The organism is Pseudomonas sp. LS1212 (assembly GCF_024741815.1).
GTDB lineage: Bacteria > Pseudomonadota > Gammaproteobacteria > Pseudomonadales > Pseudomonadaceae > Aquipseudomonas.
Window position 1 is genome coordinate 546346 of sequence record NZ_CP102951.1, and the last position, 17618, is coordinate 563963.

The following is a 17618-nucleotide window of genomic DNA, read 5'->3' on the forward strand; positions in this document are numbered from 1 at the left end:
AGTTTGGCTTGGGGAGGGGGTTATGGAGTGTCATGCTGTTTGGGGTTGTCAATGAGTATTTCCTTTGGTATTTCTTCGTCTGATTTTTTTTCACAATACCAAGAGAAAAAGCCGCTGCTGTTAAAGAAAGCTCTTTCCGTGGCGTGTTTTTCTTGGCGAGATGTGAATGAGATTGTTGCGCGGAGTGACGTAGTTTCCCACGACTTCAAGCTTTCGTTGGGTGGGGTTCTTCCCAAGCATAAATACACTGAAAGCTATTTGGATGTAGGTACTCTCCGGCATAGACTCCTCAAGCCTGTAGTCTACGACTACCTGAAAAATGGGGCTACGTTGATCGCCAACAAAATAAAAAACGAGCCATTGGTCGATCGATATGCACGGCAGATTGCCGAGTTTACCGGTAGGCAAGTCATCAGCAGTGCTTATGTGGCTTTCGGTAGTAAAGACTCATTCCGTTGCCACTGGGATACCCGCGACGTATTCGCAATTCAATTGATCGGGCGAAAGCGATGGATTGTTTACGAGCCCTCGCTGGCATTTCCGCTGTATACGCAGCAGAGTAAAGACTATGAGCAACAGTATCCCTGTCCTGCAACGCCGTATATGGACTTCATACTGGAGGCAGGAGATATTTTCTATTTGCCCCTGGGTTGGTGGCATAACCCGTTGCCGCTAGGGGAGGCGACGTTTCATTTGGCTGTGGGGACGTTTCCTGCTCATGCAATGGAATATTTGAGTTGGGTATTCAGGCAAATGCCGGAGTTCGTGGAGGCGCGACAAACCTTTGGTGGTTGGGAGGAAGATCGGAAAAAAATAATCGCGGTAGCGAAGTGTCTCAATGGCTATATTACGGATCCGGGAAACTACCATCGCTTCATGGACGAATTTGTTGGTTCGACTCGCGTCGATTCCGCACTAGCGATGGAAGTATTGGGTAATCCGAATTGCAGTTCTGTTCCTGATCATGCAGGCATCCGTTTGTGTGCCAGCAAACCGCTCGCCGTTTCTGATAGGTACATCATTGCTAATGGCACAAAGTTGAATCTAGATAATCAGGGGGTGCAGTTGATTCGGTGTATTGCGAAACATCCTCGTATAAGCCTTGCAACCTTGATTACAAAGTTTCCCGAGACGGACTCCGTCAAGCTGCGACAACTAGTTACCGAACTGTGCCGCCAGGATGTTCTAGAACTGACTCACTACTGACCGCTCAGCGCAGTTTCAGGAATAATCGATTTCATGAGAGTAACGCTACAAGCTGAAAGCTCGGAGTGTGGTTTGGCTTGTTTGGTCATGGTGGCAGGCTTCCATGGTCTACACCACGATTTGATGAGTCTGCGCAGGCGGTTCTCGATTTCAATCAAGGGCAGCAATATGTCTCAGTTGATGCGATACGCACAAAGCCTGGAGTTTTCCTGTCGACCACTGCGCCTTGAATTGGAGGAAATGCCGAAGCTCCACATGCCATGCATTCTGCATTGGGACATGAACCACTTCGTTGTGTTGGAGCGGGTGCGCGGTCAATGGTTGTACATCCTCGATCCAGCAGTAGGTCGTCGGAAGCTGACGCTGAATGAGGTTTCTGGACATTTCACTGGTGTAGCGCTCGAGTTGAGCCCCAATATCGCATTCCGACCGGCACAGCAGAAAAAAGCGCGATTACGATTAAGTGAGCTGACCGGGCGGATGACAGGCTTCAAGCGGGCATTGGGCAATATTTTCGTGCTGGCCCTTGCGCTTGAGCTTGTTGCCTTGTTGGTGCCCCAGGTTACCCAGTGGATAGTCGATGTTGCGTTGGTCTCGGCTGACTACGATCTGCTTTTGTTGGCGGTGCTGGGTGGGTGCCTGTTGATGGCAATCGACTTCATCTTGCGCATGGCGCAGGGCTGGATGGCACTGCGCTTGAATCAGCAATTAATGCTGCAGTGGTCGAGGAACCTGTTCAATCATCTGTTGCGTCTGCCTTGGCCCTTTTTTGAGAAGCGTCAGCTCGGAGATATCACAGCGCGCTTTCAGTCGCTGGGCGCCATTCGCAATGTGTTGACCAATGGCGCGATCACTGCGGTACTTGATGGACTGGTAGTGATGATTACCCTGGGCATGATGCTGCTCTACAGCGCTACTTTGGCCGGGATCGTACTCGTTGCTTTGACGTTGTATGCCATGCTGCGGGTGGTCTTTTACAAACCCTTACGCAGTGCTTCGGAGGAACGGATTGTCTTGGCTGCCAGAGAGAATTCTTACTTTCTGGAGACGATCCGCGCCGTTCTTCCGCTCAAGCTTTTCAACGTCACTTCATTGCGTCTGGCGACATGGCAAAACCTGGTTGTGGATGTGCAGAACCGGGATGTGACGACTCAGAAAATGCTGTTGGCCTTCGCCAGCCTCAACACCTTGATCTTCGGTCTGGAGGGGATTTTTTTACTCTATGCCGGTGGGAAGACTGTTTTGGAAGGTGCGATGTCGCTTGGCATGTTGCTGGCTTTCATTGCCTATAAAAGCCAGTTCACTGGCCGTGCGAGCAAGCTGATCGATCTTGGTGTTGAGATCCGCATGCTTTCACTGCATGCCGAGCGCCTGGCTGATATTGCCCTGGAGCAGGTTGAGCCGCAAAGCCTTGTGGAAACCGACTTGAGTCGTCTCGAACCGCGAATCGAATTCAGGGGTGTGTCGTACCGTTATGCCGAGGGTGAACCCTGGGTTCTGCGCAACCTGTCGTTTGTCATCGAGGCGGGAGACTCCGTTGCTATCGTGGGGCGATCAGGATGTGGGAAAACGACCCTGTTCAAGCTCATGCTTGGCATGCTCGGTCCAACTGAGGGGGAGATTCTCGTCGGCGGCGTACCCCTTAGGCAATTAGGGCTGCAGGCGTTACGCAGTCTGGTTGGGGCAGTCATGCAGGAGGATCAACTGCTGGCAGGCTCTTTGTCAGAAAACATTGCATGCTTCGATCCAGAGGCGAACCAGGATCGTGTAGAGGAAGCAGCGCGGCAGGCCAATATTCACAAGGCCATTGTTCGCATGCCCATGGGCTATCAGACGCTGGTGGCTGAAATGGGCAGTGGTCTTTCGGGTGGGGAGAAACAACGTGTGCTATTGGCGCGGGCGTTATACCGCCAGCCGAAAATTCTGGCTCTGGACGAAGCCACCAGTCACCTTGATATCCATAGCGAGCAGCATGTTGTGGAAGCTTTGCATCAGATGGCAGTCACTCGTATCGCCATTGCCCATCGTCGAGAAACGGTCGCACTGGCAAAACGACTGATTTGTCTGGAGAAGGGCGCGGTTGTTGAAGATGTTCGCCTGGATCAACCGCTATGAAGTGGTTCAAGTCGTCTTGTGCGGCCTTGGCCATCATAGGTCTGCTGGAGTCTGCGCAAGCAGATAACCTTTTGAAGCATTACCGTGATGCGCTGGAGCACGATGCTCAATTTTTAGCTGCTCGGGCGCTAAGCCAGGCAGGGGACGAGGAGTCGATACTGGGGCTCGCAGGGCTGCTGCCGAATCTTTCTCTGGATGCTCAAAGCAATTGGAGTCAAGCCCAGTACGAGACATTTGGCGGTAGTCTTGAGCATCGACGGCAGAGTCGCAGCTATGGGGTCCAGCTCAGGCAGCCCGTTTTTCGCTGGCAGAGCTGGGTCCATTATCAACAGGGGAAACAACAAAAGGCGTTTGCACGGTTGCAGCTTGGCATTGCTGCTCAGGCGCTGATATTGCGTGTGGCGAAGGCCTATTTCGATGTCCTGATCACAAAAGAGGTGTTGGATGTGCTGAGTCGGCTGCGTGAAGTTGATGCCGAGCAGTTGGCCGGAGCGAAAAAGCATTTCGAGTTAGGCAACGTCAGTATTACTGATGTTCACGAGGCGCAGGCCAGTCTCGATCTTGTTTCTGCGCGAATTATCGTAGCCCGAAGCAAGGCTGGCCTGGCCCGCCATGAATTGAGCCGAATCACGGGGTCACCAGTTGGTGAGCTGCGCGGATTGACCGGCGGGGTGGGCATGGTCCTGCCGCAGCCTGCAGATGCCAATGACTGGGTAACGTCTGCAGAACGCAACAGCCTTGAGGTGCAGGCACAGGAAGTGCTGTTGGATATAGCGAGAAATGAAGTTCGAAGTCGCAAGGCCGAGCATCTGCCTTCTCTTGATCTTGTTGCCAGTAAAAGCATGCAGCAAAACCCCAGTGTAGGTACCGAGCGAGGCACCACTGCCACCATCGGTTTGCGCATGAGCATGCCGCTCTACGCAGGCGGTGGGACAAGCGCTGCTGTGCGCAAAGCCAAGGCGCTGGCAGCCAAGGCCGAATACGAGCTTGAGGATGCGAAGGGGGCTGCGGCATTGCTTGCGCGTGAGGCTTGGGCGGGGGTTATCGATGGAGTTGGGCAGGTGAGGGCATTGGAGGCTGCGAAAATATCCGCTGAGTCGGCGCTTGCCGCCAACCGGCTCGGCTACAAGATTGGTGTGCGGATAGGAAGGGATGTACTGGAAATGCAAAGCCAATACAGCGATACGCTTCAGCGCCTGTCCAGTGCCCGGTATGACACGCTGTTGGCCAAGTTACGTCTGAAGGCAGCGGTTGGTGCGCTAAGCGAAGAGGACCTTGTCGAGGTCAACCTCCTCTTGGATGAGCAAGCTTAGGAAAACCACCACCCAGAAACGCAAAAACCCGCTTTCGCGGGTTTCTGAGAGCTCCATAACCTGTAGCAGGCTGTGGATCTTGAATTGGTGCCCAGAAGAAGACTCGAACTTCCACGACCGTAAGGTCACCAGCACCTGAAGCTGGCGTGTCTACCAATTTCACCATCTGGGCAAAACGTTGAAGCATGAATCTAAGCTGCGTACCGCCAGCCTGTCTAACTCAAAAACCACCTCGTGGTTTTTGTTAAATCCCAGAGCCTGTTGTAAGCTCTAGAACTTTGAATTGGTGCCCAGAAGAAGACTCGAACTTCCACGACCGTAAGGTCACCAGCACCTGAAGCTGGCGTGTCTACCAATTTCACCATCTGGGCAAATCGTCGAGGCTACATGATGCTTCACATCGTGCCGCTTCTCAACTACAACAGCGTCGCCGTCGTTGTGGGGCGCACTATACGGAGGGGCCTTTGCTCTGTAAAGCCCCCTTCCGGAAAAAAACTGAAAAAATCCAAGTCGTTGATCCCTAGGCCTAATTCCGGCCGCCAGGGCAGGGTTTGCAGGGCCTGTTGGAGCCGGAAATTTCCCGTTTCAATACGCGTATGCCAAACTAACGCGCATATAGACAAGGTGAACTCTCTCTAATGGCCGATTGGCAGTCCCTCGATCCCGAGGCCGCTCGTGAAGCGGAAAAATACGAAAACCCTATTCCTAGCCGCGAACTGATCCTGGCGCATCTCGCCGATCGGGGTTCGCCCGCTAGCCGCGAGCAGTTGGTAGAAGAGTTCGGTCTGACCACGGAAGACCAGCTCGAAGCCCTGCGCCGCCGCCTGCGCGCCATGGAGCGCGACGGCCAATTGATTTATACGCGCCGTGGCACTTACGCCCCGGTCGACAAGCTCGACTTGATCCTGGGCCGCATCAGCGGCCACCGCGACGGTTTCGGTTTCCTGATCCCGGACGACGGCAGCGATGACCTGTTCCTGAGCCCCGGGCAGATGCGCCTGGTGTTCGATGGCGACCGCGCCCTGGCCCGGGTTTCCGGCCTGGATCGCCGTGGCCGTCGCGAAGGGATGATTGTCGAGGTCATTTCCCGCGCTCATGAAAGCATCGTTGGCCGTTACTTCGAAGAAGGCGGCATCGGCTTCGTGACCCCCGACAACCCCAAGGTCCAGCAGGAAGTGCTGATCACGCCGGGGCGCAATGCCGGGGCCAAGGTGGGTCAGTTCGTCGAAGTGAAGATCACGCATTGGCCGACCCCGCGCTTCCAGTCGCAAGGCGACATTGTCGAAGTCGTTGGCAACTACATGGCGCCGGGCATGGAAATCGACGTCGCGCTGCGTACCTACGATATTCCTCATGTATGGCCCGAGGCCGTGCTCAAGGAAGCGGCCAAACTCAAGCCGCAAGTGGAAGAGAAGGACAAGGAAAAGCGCATCGATCTGCGCCACCTGCCTTTCGTCACTATCGACGGCGAAGATGCTCGCGACTTTGACGACGCGGTTTACTGCGAAGCCAAGGGCGGCAAGCTGCGCCTGTTCTCCGGCGGCTGGAAGCTGTACGTCGCCATCGCTGACGTGTCCAGCTATGTGAAGCTCGGCTCGGCGCTGGATGATGAAGCCCAGGTGCGTGGCAACTCGGTGTATTTCCCCGAGCGCGTGGTGCCGATGTTGCCCGAGCAGTTGTCCAATGGCCTGTGCTCGCTGAACCCGAAAGTCGATCGCTTGGCCATGGTCTGTGAAATGACCATCTCCAAGACCGGTCAGATGGTCGATTACCAGTTCTATGAAGCGGTGATTCACTCGCAGGCGCGCCTGACCTACAACAAGGTCAGCACCATGCTCGAGCATTCGCGCACCGCCGAAGCGAAAAAGCTGCGTGGCGAATATGGCGACGTGGTCCCGCACCTCAAGCAACTCTATGCGCTGTACAAGGTGTTGATCGCTGCCCGTCATACTCGTGGCGCGATCGATTTCGAAACGATGGAAACCCGGATCATCTTCGGGGCCGAGCGCAAGATCGCCGAAATCACCCCGACCATTCGCAACGATGCGCACAAGCTGATCGAAGAGTGCATGCTGGCGGCCAACGTGGCTACCGCTGAGTTCCTCAAGAAGCATGAGATCCCGGCGTTGTATCGGGTCCACGATGGTCCGCCGCCGGAGCGTCTGGAGAAATTGCGGGCTTTCCTGGGTGAATTGGGCCTGTCCCTGCACAGGGGCAAGGAAGGGCCGTCGCCGAAGGACTACCAGGCGCTGCTCGAGTCGATCAAGGATCGTCCGGACTTCCACCTGATCCAGACCGTGATGCTGCGTTCGTTGAGCCAGGCGGTGTACAGCTCGGACAACCACGGCCACTTCGGCCTGAACTACGAAGCCTATACCCACTTCACTTCGCCGATCCGCCGTTATCCGGACCTGCTCACGCACCGGGCGATCCGCAGCGTCATCCATTCCAAACAGGACACCCCGCACGTCAAGCGTGCCGGCGCGATGACGATTCCGAAGGCGCGGATCTACCCGTACGACGAGAACAGCCTGGAGCAGTTGGGCGAGCAGTGCTCGATGAGCGAACGCCGCGCCGACGAAGCGACCCGCGACGTGGTGAACTGGCTCAAGTGCGAGTTCATGAAGGATCGCGTCGGCGAAAGCTTCCCGGGCGTGATCACGGCGGTGACCGGTTTCGGCCTGTTCGTCGAGCTGACCGACATCTATGTCGAAGGCCTGGTGCATGTCACCGCCTTGCCGGGTGACTACTACCACTTCGACCCTGTGCATCACCGCCTGTCCGGCGAGCGCACCGGGCGTACCTTCCGCCTGGGCGATACGGTGGAAGTGCGGGTCATGCGCGTCGACCTCGACGAGCGCAAGATCGATTTCGAGATGGCGGAGAAAACCCTCAGCGCGCCGATCGGTCGCAAGCACCGTAAAGCTGAACCAGCGGCAGAAAAAGCACCCGCGTCCACCAAGCCTGGACGTCGTACCAAGGAAGCGGCACCGGTCGAAGCCTATCGCTCGTCCGATGCCGCGGCGAAAAACGCCGAAGTACGCAAAAGCCGTGAAATGAAGAAGGCGCTGCTGGCCGAAGCCAAGGGCAGCCACGCCGCTGGCGGCAAGACCAGCAAGGCGCCGGCGGGCAAGCCAGCCAAGCCGACCAAACATCGTAAAGGCCCGCCAAAGCCGGGCGCGGCGCGTAAACCTAAGGCCAAGTCATGAGTCAGTTGGAAAAGATCTACGGCGTACACGCCGTAGAAGCCCTGTTGCGTCATCACCCCAAGCGGGTCAAGCAGATCTGGTTGTCGGAAGGTCGCAGCGATCCGCGCGTGCAAGTCATCGTCGAGCTGGCCGGCCAGAACCGTGTTTCCGTTGGTCAGGCCGAGCGTCGCGAGATGGATGCCTGGGTCGAGGGCGTGCACCAGGGCGTGGTTGCCGAAGTCAGCCCGAGCCAGGTCTGGGGCGAGGCGATGCTCGAAGAGCTGCTGGACCGCACTGAAGGCGCGCCGTTGATTCTGGTGCTCGATGGCGTCACCGACCCGCATAACCTCGGCGCTTGCCTGCGCACTGCCGATGCTGCCGGTGCGCTGGCAGTGGTGGTGCCCAAGGACAAGTCGGCAACCCTGACCCCGGCCGTGCGTAAAGTGGCCTGCGGGGCTGCCGAAGTGATCCCGCTGGTGGCGGTGACCAACCTTGCGCGCACGCTGGAAAAGCTCCAGCAGCGCGGGCTGTGGGTTGTCGGTACGGCAGGTGAAGCCGAGCAGGAACTGTATGAGCAAGACATGACCGGGCCGACCATCCTCATCATGGGCGCCGAAGGCAAGGGCATGCGTCGCCTGACGCGTGAGCATTGCGACTATCTGGTGCGCCTGCCGATGGCCGGGAGTGTCAGTAGCCTGAACGTGTCCGTCGCAACGGGTGTTTGCCTGTTCGAGGCGGTGCGCCAGCGTAATGCCAAGGCGGCGAAGAAGGCCTGATATCGGTGTGTCAGTTACATTGCATCGCGGGCAAGCCCGCTCCTACATGGATTGCATTCTCCCTGTAGGAGCGGGCTTGCCCGCGATGAGGCCCTCAAGGCTGTTCAAATAATCACCAATTACCTTGCGAGTCTGGTGGCGCTTCTCTACAATTGCGCCCCTTGCCATGATGGCGGGCACCGATGTGCCTATCACTGGGCAAGACACACAAGTGTCATTCACTCCTTGTCTGACCGCTTTTGGCGGCAGGCTACAACCCGTAAGGAGCATTCATGCGTCATTACGAAATCATCTTTCTGGTCCACCCTGACCAGAGCGAGCAAGTCGGCGGCATGGTTGAGCGTTACACCAAGCTGATCGAAGAAGACGGCGGCAAAATCCACCGTCTGGAAGACTGGGGCCGTCGTCAACTGGCCTACGCAATCAACAATGTTCACAAGGCTCACTACGTGATGCTGAACGTTGAGTGCACTGGCAAGGCCCTGGCCGAGCTGGAAGACAACTTCCGTTACAACGATGCCGTGATCCGTAACCTGGTCATCCGTCGCGACGAAGCCGTTACCGGCCAGTCCGAGATGCTCAAGGCTGAAGAAAACCGCAGTGAGCGCCGTGAGCGTCGCGACCGTCCTGAGCACTCTGACAGCGCCGATGGCGATGACAGCGATACCAGCGACGCCAGCGATAACGCTGACGAGTAATCCACGGACCTTTTGAGGAGCCTATTACATGGCACGTTTCTTCCGTCGTCGTAAATTCTGCCGCTTCACCGCTGAAGACGTGAAGGAGATCGATTACAAAGATCTCAACACCCTGAAAGCTTACGTATCCGAAACCGGCAAAATCGTTCCAAGCCGTATCACCGGTACCAAAGCTCGTTATCAGCGTCAGCTGGCTACCGCTATCAAGCGCGCCCGCTTCCTGGCCCTGCTGGCCTACACCGACAGCCACGGCCGCTGAGACCGGGTCGTCGACAAGTAGCAAAGGATAGAATGCATGCGCGCCTTGGCTGATTTCATCATGCGCGGTCGCGTGCAGGCCACTCTGGTAGTGGTTGGATGTGCGGCGATGCCGCTGTTGTTCTGGTTGAGTGCTGCTGCAGGGTGCCTTGTGTTCCTGCGGCGCGGTATGAGTGACGCCATTGGCGTCCTCGCCTGGGCTTTGCTGCCAGCGTTGGTCTGGTGGTTTTTCGGCGAGCCGCGCACCTTGATGGTGTTGCTGGGTACGCTGGGGTTGGCGGCGTTATTACGCTCCGGCCAGTCCTGGAACCGCGTGCTGCTGGTCAGCGTAGCGCTGGGCCTGGTGTATGGCTTGGTACTGGGTGCGGTGTTCCGCGAACCCATCGAAGCGATGTCGCAGGAGCTGCAGAAGCTGCTGCCACAGATGCTCGACGGGCTCTACCAACAAATGTCGGTAGAGGAGCGAGCGCGCCTGGGAGCCCTGATTGCACCGGTGCTCAACGGCCTGATAGCCGCGTTGTTGCAAATCGTCAGTTTGCTGGCCCTGATGCTGGGGCGCTACTGGCAGGCGTTGTTGTATAACCCTGGTGGTTTTGGTCGCGAGTTTCGCAGTATCAGAACCCCGCTGGGGTCAGCGATGTTGTTGCTGGCGTGCATGCTGGTGGGGCCCAACTTCGGGCCGCAGCTGGCCATGTTGACGCCGTTGTGCAGCGTACCGCTGGCATTCGCCGGGCTGGCCTTGATACATGGGCTGGTGGCTGAAAAGCGGCTGGCCAGGTTCTGGCTGGTGGGGTTGTACGTGACACTGCTGTTGTTTATGCAGCTGATCTATCCGTTGCTCGTGGTGTTGGCCATTGTCGACAGCCTGATTGATTTTCGCGGCCGGATGGCGCCAAAAAACGGCGCTGGCAATGGTTCTGCGAACGGTGAAGGTTAAAAGTTAGAGGATTTTCACATGCAACTGATCCTTCTGGAAAAAGTCGCCAACCTGGGCAACCTGGGCGACAAAGTAAACGTTAAGGCCGGTTACGGTCGTAACTACCTGCTGCCGTACGGTAAAGCTACCGCTGCGACCGCTGCCAACCTGGCTGCGTTCGAAGAGCGTCGTGCGGAGCTGGAAAAAATCGCAGCAGACAAAAAAGCTTCTGCCGAAACTCGCGCTGCCCAACTGGCTGAGCTGGAAGTGACTATCACTGCCACCGCTGGTGACGAAGGCAAGCTGTTCGGTTCGATCGGCACCCACGACATCGCTGACGCACTGACCGCCTCCGGCGTTGAAGTGGCCAAGTCTGAAGTTCGTCTGCCGAACGGCACCATCCGTAACGTTGGCGAATTCGACGTAGCCGTGCACCTGCACGCTGAAGTCGAAGCAACCGTACGCGTTGTTGTGGTGGCTGCTTAAGCAGTACTGAATCGTCTGGCACCTTGAGTGCCTGACGGTTTAACATCGGGCACGATCCTGTTTACAGGTCGTGCCCTTTGTCTTTCTGCTGTTCCTGTTTTTTTAGACCCTAATTTCAAGTGGCCATGAACGATATTTCCGCTCCCGAGCAATACGATCTGCAAACCGCTGCCCTCAAGGTGCCACCGCATTCCATCGAGGCCGAACAGGCTGTGCTCGGTGGCTTGATGCTGGACAACAACGCCTGGGAGCGTGTGCTCGATCAAGTTTCCGACGGCGATTTCTACCGGCATGACCACCGCCTGATTTTCCGTGCGATCGTTAAACTGGCCGATCAAAACACCCCGTTCGACGTGGTGACGCTGCACGAGCAACTGGACAAGGAAGGGCAAAGCTCCCAGATCGGCGGCCTCGGCTATCTGGGTGAGCTGGCCAAGAACACCCCGTCGGTTGCCAACATCAAGGCCTATGCACAGATCGTTCGCGAGCGGGCGACCCTTCGGCAACTGATCAGCATCAGCAGCGAGATCGCCGACAGCGCCTTCAACCCACAGGGGCGCAACGCTGCCGAGATCCTCGACGAAGCCGAACGGCAGATCTTCCAGATCGCCGAGGCCCGGCCGAAAACCGGCGGCCCGGTGAGCGTGAACGACCTGCTGACCAAGGCCATCGACCGCATCGATACCCTGTTCAATACAGACAACGCCATTACCGGCCTGTCTACCGGTTATACCGACCTGGATGAGAAGACCAGCGGCCTGCAGCCTGCCGACCTGATCATCGTCGCTGGTCGACCGTCGATGGGTAAAACCACCTTCGCCATGAACCTGGTGGAAAACGCGGTACTGCGCAGCGAGAAGGCCGTGTTGGTCTACTCCCTCGAGATGCCAGGCGATTCGCTGATCATGCGTATGCTGTCCTCGCTCGGACGGATTGACCAGACCAAGGTCCGTTCCGGTCGCCTGGACGACGATGATTGGCCGCGCCTGACCTCGGCGGTCAACCTGCTCAACGACCGCAAACTGTTCATCGACGATACTGCCGGCATCAGCCCGTCGGAGATGCGCGCGCGTACCCGGCGCCTGGTCCGTGAGCACGGCGAGATCGGCTTGATCATGATCGACTACCTGCAATTGATGCAGATCCCCGGCTCCAGCGGCGACAACCGGACCAACGAGATTTCCGAGATCTCGCGTTCCCTCAAGGCCCTGGCCAAGGAATTCAACTGCCCGGTAGTGGCCCTGTCGCAGCTCAACCGTTCCCTGGAACAGCGCCCGAACAAGCGCCCGGTGAACTCCGACTTGCGTGAATCGGGTGCGATCGAGCAGGATGCCGACGTAATCATGTTCGTTTACCGCGACGAGGTTTATCACCCGGAAACCGAGCACAAGGGCATTGCCGAGATCATCATCGGCAAGCAGCGGAACGGCCCGATCGGTTTCATTCGCCTGGCCTTTATCGGCAAATACACCCGATTCGAGAACCTGGCGCCGGGCAGCTACAACTTCGACGACGATGAGTAAGCCGGCTGGCCGTCCAGGACGGCCAGCATCTGGTTGGCTCAGGTTTGCGACACCAGCGCAAACAACTTCCGGGCTGATCGGCTATCGAACGCGGCTCGCCAGATCGGCGAGTGCGCGCGGCCCTGCTGTTCATCGCGTGCCTGAGTCGTACGGCCCAGCCCACTCTGCTTGAGCGTTTTCAGGTGCCCACCCTTGAGCGAAAACTGCTCGCTCGGCGTGTCGCGTGCGGGGTAGTGGAAGTGCGCATGCCAAAGATCCCGCCTTTCACCTTGTGCATCCTTGATCAGGTAAATGTCGAGAAAATGCCTGGCCGTGCCTTTGCCGTGTTCACCTCTGTCCAATAGCTTCACGACGCTGACTTGCTTCATCTTGATCAGATAGAGCAAGCGGCTGATATCGAGCTTTTCGGGGGCCTTGTACATCTCGATCAGGGTCTGTTCCCCTGTCTTTTTCAGGCGCACGCTGGCGTCCTTGAGTTGTTCGATCAGTGATCGGGATTCCGTAGAGGCTTGATCTATGGTCGCCGCCTCGATTTCCCGGGCCGTGTTATCGAGTTGTTCGGCCTTGGTCTCCAGGTATTCCACGATGTTGGTCGGGTTAAGTTTCGCCTGGGCGTCGCGCGTGGCTTTCGCTTGGTCGCGAGTGACCTCGCCCAGCTGAGCTTGCGCACTTTCCATCAGCGTGGGCAGCGTGGGGGGAGAGCGGGGCGGGGCTGGAGGCGGCTTGGTCCCTTTCCACCCGCCACCCTGTGGCTTTTCATAGGTCTGGATGGCCGTTCCCGTGCCGTCGATCGAACCAATGATGTCGACGAACGTCTCGCCATTGTCGGTGACTCGCTCTTGCCCGAGCTTGATCGAGTCGATTCCCCTCTGTTTGACCTTGATCAGTTTCCTGCGCGTAGCAGGCGCATGGCTGGGGCCAGGTTGGGCCGGGAGAAAGCCCAGGTCGATGTCGTCGAGTTCTTTGGCGAGTGAGGCGTTGTCGGTTGATTGCTGATACAACGCTTCAAGGCGAACCTGGCAATCCTGCTCGATGGCCACAAGGCCTTTGACGGTATCTTCCAGATGCTTGCCTTCGCGCGGGCTGGAGAATTCGCCCCGCATCTGCTCAAACGCGGTCCGGACCGACTCCAGCTGCCTTTGCAGGTGATCAAGCACCGTCATTTGATGGTGCGTGGGCACCCAGACGAGGTCATCATAGGCGACCGAGGTTTCGTGGAATTGAATCATCTGGAGGACGGCTTCGGGCTTGAAGGCCACAGGATTGCTTGAATCCATCGGGTCGCCAATCGACAGCAGCTCCATTCGGAACAACACTGCTGCCACCTCCAGGTTCCACGGTTTGGCCGGATAGGTTTTGTACAGTGTCGCTATCTCGCCTTCGGCTTCAGCGCCTGGGTACCGGGTGCGCAGTTCTTCAATGTAAGCCTCGCGCTTTTTCAGGAACGGCCGTTTTTCCTCCATGTGTTTCAGTATTCGATTGCGCTGTCCACGGTAATGGGCATGTTCACCGTGATACGGGTCGGTAACGAAAACGCCAACCTCCTCGGTAAACGCCAGGTCCAGGCCCAGGATGATCTTCTCCAGGCACTGGAGCCTGTTAACGTGTGCCGCGATGATTCCAGCTCTGTTGCGTTGTGGGTCACCGGCCTGGAGTAACTCGATTTTGCGGGTAATCAGCCGAATGAGCTTGTAATAGGTTGCGGCCAGCGCGCTGCGGGCCTCGGTTTTTGTCTCGTGGTCCGGATGGTCAAGTTTCGGATGGAGTGATTGCATCACTTCAACAAGCCCGTGCATTTCATGGCTGACGTCGTTCAGTTGTTGTTGCGTCTCCTGATCTTTTCTCCGTCGCGCTTGATCGGTCTGATTCTTTTTCTCCAGATTTTCTCGCTTCATCGCTTCCAGTCGACCTCCCTTGCTCGGCATGCCGCCAGCGCCGGGTAACGTGGCCGCTACCCACCGGCCTTCGCGGTCAGTGATGGCTTCGTTCAGGCCGATACCGGCAACGAAGATGTTCTGTTCGTTGGCGGCGATCGGGTCTTGCGGCTTCACGATCCGCCAGATGGCTTGCTGAGGGCTGGAAGCATCGCGGTCGTGCATGACCCGATAACTTTCATTGTCGATAACGACGAATCTCCGTCCGTCCAGGGCGTAAATACCGTGAGCGTCGGCCGTAACGTTGCTCAGGTCTGTCTGGAGGCGGAACGGTTGCAGGCGTGCACTCGATAACGGCAACCCGCTGGGCTCGGCGAGTAGCTGCGGCAGATCGCTGCGATAGTGCAGCGCCTGCTCGATGATGTGCTCACCCAACCGCGAAGAATCGTCGATGCGGTAGCCCATGGCTTCTCGTTGTGGTGCATCGAGGCTGTGCCAGGTCGCGTTGATCAGGCTGTCCCTGGCCTCCAGTGGCGGCATGGCCTGACCGTTCGAGATGTATGTGGTGCCGACTCTGTCCAGTGAGATGAACGTGTCGGCGCACTCCAGCCCATAGCTGTGTGAGCGCGAACCGACCCGAATTCTCATTCCGAGTGAATCGGGCCATCCGGCCTGCAGTGTCAGCAGGTTGCAGCACAGTGCCTCGCTGTCATTTCCCCATTCGCGGCCGGTTGAATCGGCCAGGGCGCACAGTGCTCGAAGTGCTCGGCTCTGCTCGCAGGTCTGGAGCACGGCGGCAATCAACTGGGGTTCCAATACACTCTGCGCAGTGATCCCGTTGAGTTCGGGGTGCTGGCGCAGCAGCTCGGTAGCGGCAGCCGGGGACAACTCAGCAAAGCGTTGCAATACTACGGCCAGGGGGCCGTCAGGATCAGGTGTCTGTGTCGCAGAAGTGTCCCTGTCATGGGATGGATACCATTGCAATACATCGGTGATTTGCCAGGGTGGCGGGACCTTGCCTTGCCAAATGGCTTCGAGTTGCTGGCGCTCCACACCACTCAAGGCCAGCAGGCGGGCGCAGACGGTTGTATCCAGTGTGGGCAGGTCGGGCTGCAGCATCTTTTGCAGCAGTTGCGCATCCGTCAGGGGGCTGACATCGACAGGGCGCTGCGCAGTCGTACCCGACAGCTGCAGCGCTGTGGAACCATCGGCCTGAATCACGCAGCGCGGCCGTCCCAGCGCGTTGATCAGCGCGCGCGTGCGCCGCGCCGATAAGTGGGCACCTACACTTTGCAGGCGACCACTGATGACCAGCTCGGTAATGTCGCCGACGGCCTGGACGAAATCTGCTGACCGCCCGTTGAGCAAGGCATGGCTGGCGGTAACGGCCTGATAGCCCAACGAGCCGAAGGTGGCGGCCAGCATGGTTCGATTCAGCCCGGTCACGCCTCCAGGAACGGATAGGGTCAACAGCTCCATCACCTCGCTGAACACAAACAGCAGCCCTTGTTTGACGGCCTCGAAATCTGCATTGCCATTGGTAGTTGCCAGCAAAGAGAGGTCGCCGGCAATGGTCAATTCCTGCTCAAGTGCCAGCGCCTGCAATAAGGATTGGTTGCCGGATTCGGCCAAGTCGCGGCTCACCTCGATCAGTTGGGCGGGGGGCGTTTGCTCGCCAAAGGCATCGTAGAGGAGCTTCGCCAGCCAGTTGAGTTGGTTGCGGTCAACGTTTTCGGTCTTGAGGAACGCCAGCAGTTGCTGCTGGTGTGCCAATGGCATCCAGCGTGTCAGCCAGGCCATGTCGCGGGTTTGAACAGCCTCGCGTAGCTGATCGCGAAATGAGTCGACGGCCTCGGTATGCGAGAGATGCCGGCGCCAGGCACCGCCCGGTCGGTCGGGAAAATAGCTGAATACCCAGGCCGAGCGCTGAATGACGAAGAACGGCAACGGCAGTGAATCACTCTCGGTGCTGCGAGACTGGCGCGACAGTTTCTGGCGCAGCGCCTGCAGGTGCTCGCTAAAGAGCTTGACCGGCGTAATGGCTTCACTGGTGCGCACTAGCGCGTCGGCAAATGAGCGGCCCAACTTGAGGCTGTGTAGTTTCCATTGCAGAGCACCAGGAAGGTTGACGGCGCGTTCGAGCATTGCCAGTTGTTGTTGGTCGATTCCCGTCTCGGATGTGGTGCGATAGGCCTCAAGCAGGGCAAATTCAAGCAGAGCCTGCTGATACGCGGTGACCTCCGAGCTCAGTAATCGTGGCAGCTCGGTTTGCAGTTTCGTTTGCAAGCGTGTGCCTGGATCCAGCTCGCGCACGACGGCCACAAAGTCCTCGACGGCCAGAACCTCGGCGGTATTTCTTCGCCCGTCCGGGTCCGAGTTGATATAGCTGGCGCGGGTGAAATCCAGCCCCGAGCCGGTGCCATGGGCGATGTTGAAGGCAAAGTTTTGCACAGCTGCATCCCATAACGTCTGCGACCGAATGCTTTCGATTTGCTCGCCACTCGCTGCGCGTTTACTCCTGCGCTGTTGAGTCAGCGTCCGCGTATGCAGGTAGGTGAGACGAGGGTCTATGGTCTTGTTCGCTTTATTGCGCAGTGCGTTGGTCAGGTCCTGCAGGAGCTGACTTTCAAAGTTGCGTCGGAACTGCGCAAGCGTATCGCTCAATATCTTTTGACGTCTTGGGCCTTCACGCGCGAGTGCGAGGTAGCGTTGCTGTTGGGCGGGCTCCAGGTCGGCCAACAGCTCGGTCAATTGTTGCTTGATAAAGCCCAGCGCCTGATAGTCCGACCAGGTATCGCTGGAAATCAGCATTTCTTGAGGCGTGTCAGGTTGCGTCGGGCTGGTTGAAACGGAGGTATTCATGGTGTGCGCTCTTATTGGTGCGATCCCTGCCGGGCAAGGGATCTTCAATGGAGCGGTCATCAAAGCCCGATGCATAAACGACGTTGCGGTATATATGGATAGCGTCCAACGGGTTGGAAGCTACATGGCACGATCGCGGCGCCCGATTGAACTGGAGGACATACTGCTTCAACACGCACGCACACTCGACTACTTGGCCAACGATCTCGAAGCGGCAATCGGCCTGGCAACAGCAGAGCACGCCAGCGAAGAGACACAGGTGACCGAGCTACGTGCTGCGGCGCAAGCGTTGACGCAGAGAGGAAAGAGGCAAAAAACAATCGGGAAGTCATTGATATCTATCGCGCAGACATCAATCGCAAGCTAGCGCCCCGGTTGTTCCCCATGGAGGACTGACAACCGT

General features: G+C 57.7%; 12 protein-coding genes and 2 tRNA genes. 11 read left to right on the forward strand and 3 right to left on the reverse strand.

Translation table 11 applies throughout. The features are described from left to right. Positions 1-51 precede the first annotated feature (51 nt). The 3 genes from NVV94_RS02490 to NVV94_RS02500 are packed head-to-tail and all read left to right on the forward strand — an operon-like array spanning position 52 to position 4634. The gene (locus tag NVV94_RS02490; RefSeq protein WP_258445684.1) at positions 52-1206 is read left to right on the forward strand and encodes a cupin domain-containing protein; all 1155 of its coding nucleotides are present in this window, start codon (positions 52-54) and stop codon (positions 1204-1206) included. Between the two features lie 33 nt (positions 1207-1239). Beyond that, positions 1240-3321 carry a peptidase domain-containing ABC transporter gene (locus NVV94_RS02495; RefSeq protein ID WP_258445685.1) on the forward strand — a complete coding sequence of 694 codons (2082 nt, stop codon included), beginning with the start codon at positions 1240-1242 and terminating at the stop codon, positions 3319-3321. Then, the gene (locus NVV94_RS02500) at positions 3318-4634 is read left to right on the forward strand and encodes a TolC family outer membrane protein (protein ID WP_258445686.1); all 1317 of its coding nucleotides are present in this window, start codon (positions 3318-3320) and stop codon (positions 4632-4634) included. Before NVV94_RS02495 ends, NVV94_RS02500 begins: the two co-directional genes overlap by 4 nt. Before the next feature lie 85 nt (positions 4635-4719). Here NVV94_RS02500 and NVV94_RS02505 read toward each other — a convergent pair. After that, a tRNA-Leu gene (locus tag NVV94_RS02505) sits at positions 4720-4806 on the reverse strand. Between the two features lie 112 nt (positions 4807-4918). Then, a tRNA-Leu gene (locus NVV94_RS02510) sits at positions 4919-5005 on the reverse strand. 267 nt (positions 5006-5272) lie between these two features. Between NVV94_RS02510 and rnr the strand changes: the two genes are divergently transcribed. The 7 genes from rnr to dnaB all read left to right on the forward strand — a co-directional run bounded on the left by rnr (position 5273) and on the right by dnaB (position 12479). After that, entirely contained in the window at positions 5273-7843 is a 2571-nt protein-coding gene (rnr, locus tag NVV94_RS02515; RefSeq protein ID WP_258445687.1) for a ribonuclease R, read from the forward strand. After that, positions 7840-8598 carry a 23S rRNA (guanosine(2251)-2'-O)-methyltransferase RlmB gene (gene rlmB, locus NVV94_RS02520; RefSeq protein WP_258445688.1) on the forward strand — a complete coding sequence of 253 codons (759 nt, stop codon included), beginning with the start codon at positions 7840-7842 and terminating at the stop codon, positions 8596-8598. The genes rnr and rlmB overlap by 4 nt, the downstream gene beginning before the upstream one ends. Positions 8599-8870: 272 nt before the next feature. After that, a complete protein-coding gene (gene rpsF, locus NVV94_RS02525) occupies positions 8871-9296 on the forward strand; it encodes a 30S ribosomal protein S6 (RefSeq protein WP_258445689.1) in 426 nt (141 codons plus the stop codon). Positions 9297-9324: 28 nt separating this feature from the next. Next, complete coding sequence (rpsR, locus tag NVV94_RS02530; protein ID WP_002551829.1) at positions 9325-9555, forward strand: 30S ribosomal protein S18; 231 nt, start codon at positions 9325-9327, stop codon at positions 9553-9555. A 36-nt stretch (positions 9556-9591) separates the two neighbouring features. Beyond that, positions 9592-10491 carry a hypothetical protein gene (locus NVV94_RS02535; RefSeq protein ID WP_258445690.1) on the forward strand — a complete coding sequence of 300 codons (900 nt, stop codon included), beginning with the start codon at positions 9592-9594 and terminating at the stop codon, positions 10489-10491. An 18-nt stretch (positions 10492-10509) separates the two neighbouring features. Beyond that, entirely contained in the window at positions 10510-10956 is a 447-nt protein-coding gene (rplI, locus tag NVV94_RS02540; protein WP_166357852.1) for a 50S ribosomal protein L9, read from the forward strand. Between the two features lie 125 nt (positions 10957-11081). After that, positions 11082-12479 (forward strand): replicative DNA helicase, encoded by a 1398-nt coding sequence (dnaB, locus tag NVV94_RS02545; protein ID WP_258445691.1) that lies wholly within the window; start codon positions 11082-11084, stop codon positions 12477-12479. A gap of 38 nt (positions 12480-12517) precedes the next feature. On the opposite strand, the gene NVV94_RS02550 is transcribed toward dnaB, so the two are convergent. Then, the gene (locus NVV94_RS02550; RefSeq protein WP_258445692.1) at positions 12518-17215 is read right to left on the reverse strand and encodes a dermonecrotic toxin domain-containing protein; all 4698 of its coding nucleotides are present in this window, start codon (positions 17213-17215) and stop codon (positions 12518-12520) included. Between NVV94_RS02550 and NVV94_RS02555 the strand changes: the two genes are divergently transcribed. Beyond that, positions 17214-17582 (forward strand): hypothetical protein, encoded by a 369-nt coding sequence (locus tag NVV94_RS02555; protein ID WP_258445693.1) that lies wholly within the window; start codon positions 17214-17216, stop codon positions 17580-17582. The two genes, NVV94_RS02550 and NVV94_RS02555, sit on opposite strands and share 2 nt — an antisense overlap. Positions 17583-17618 lie beyond the last annotated feature (36 nt).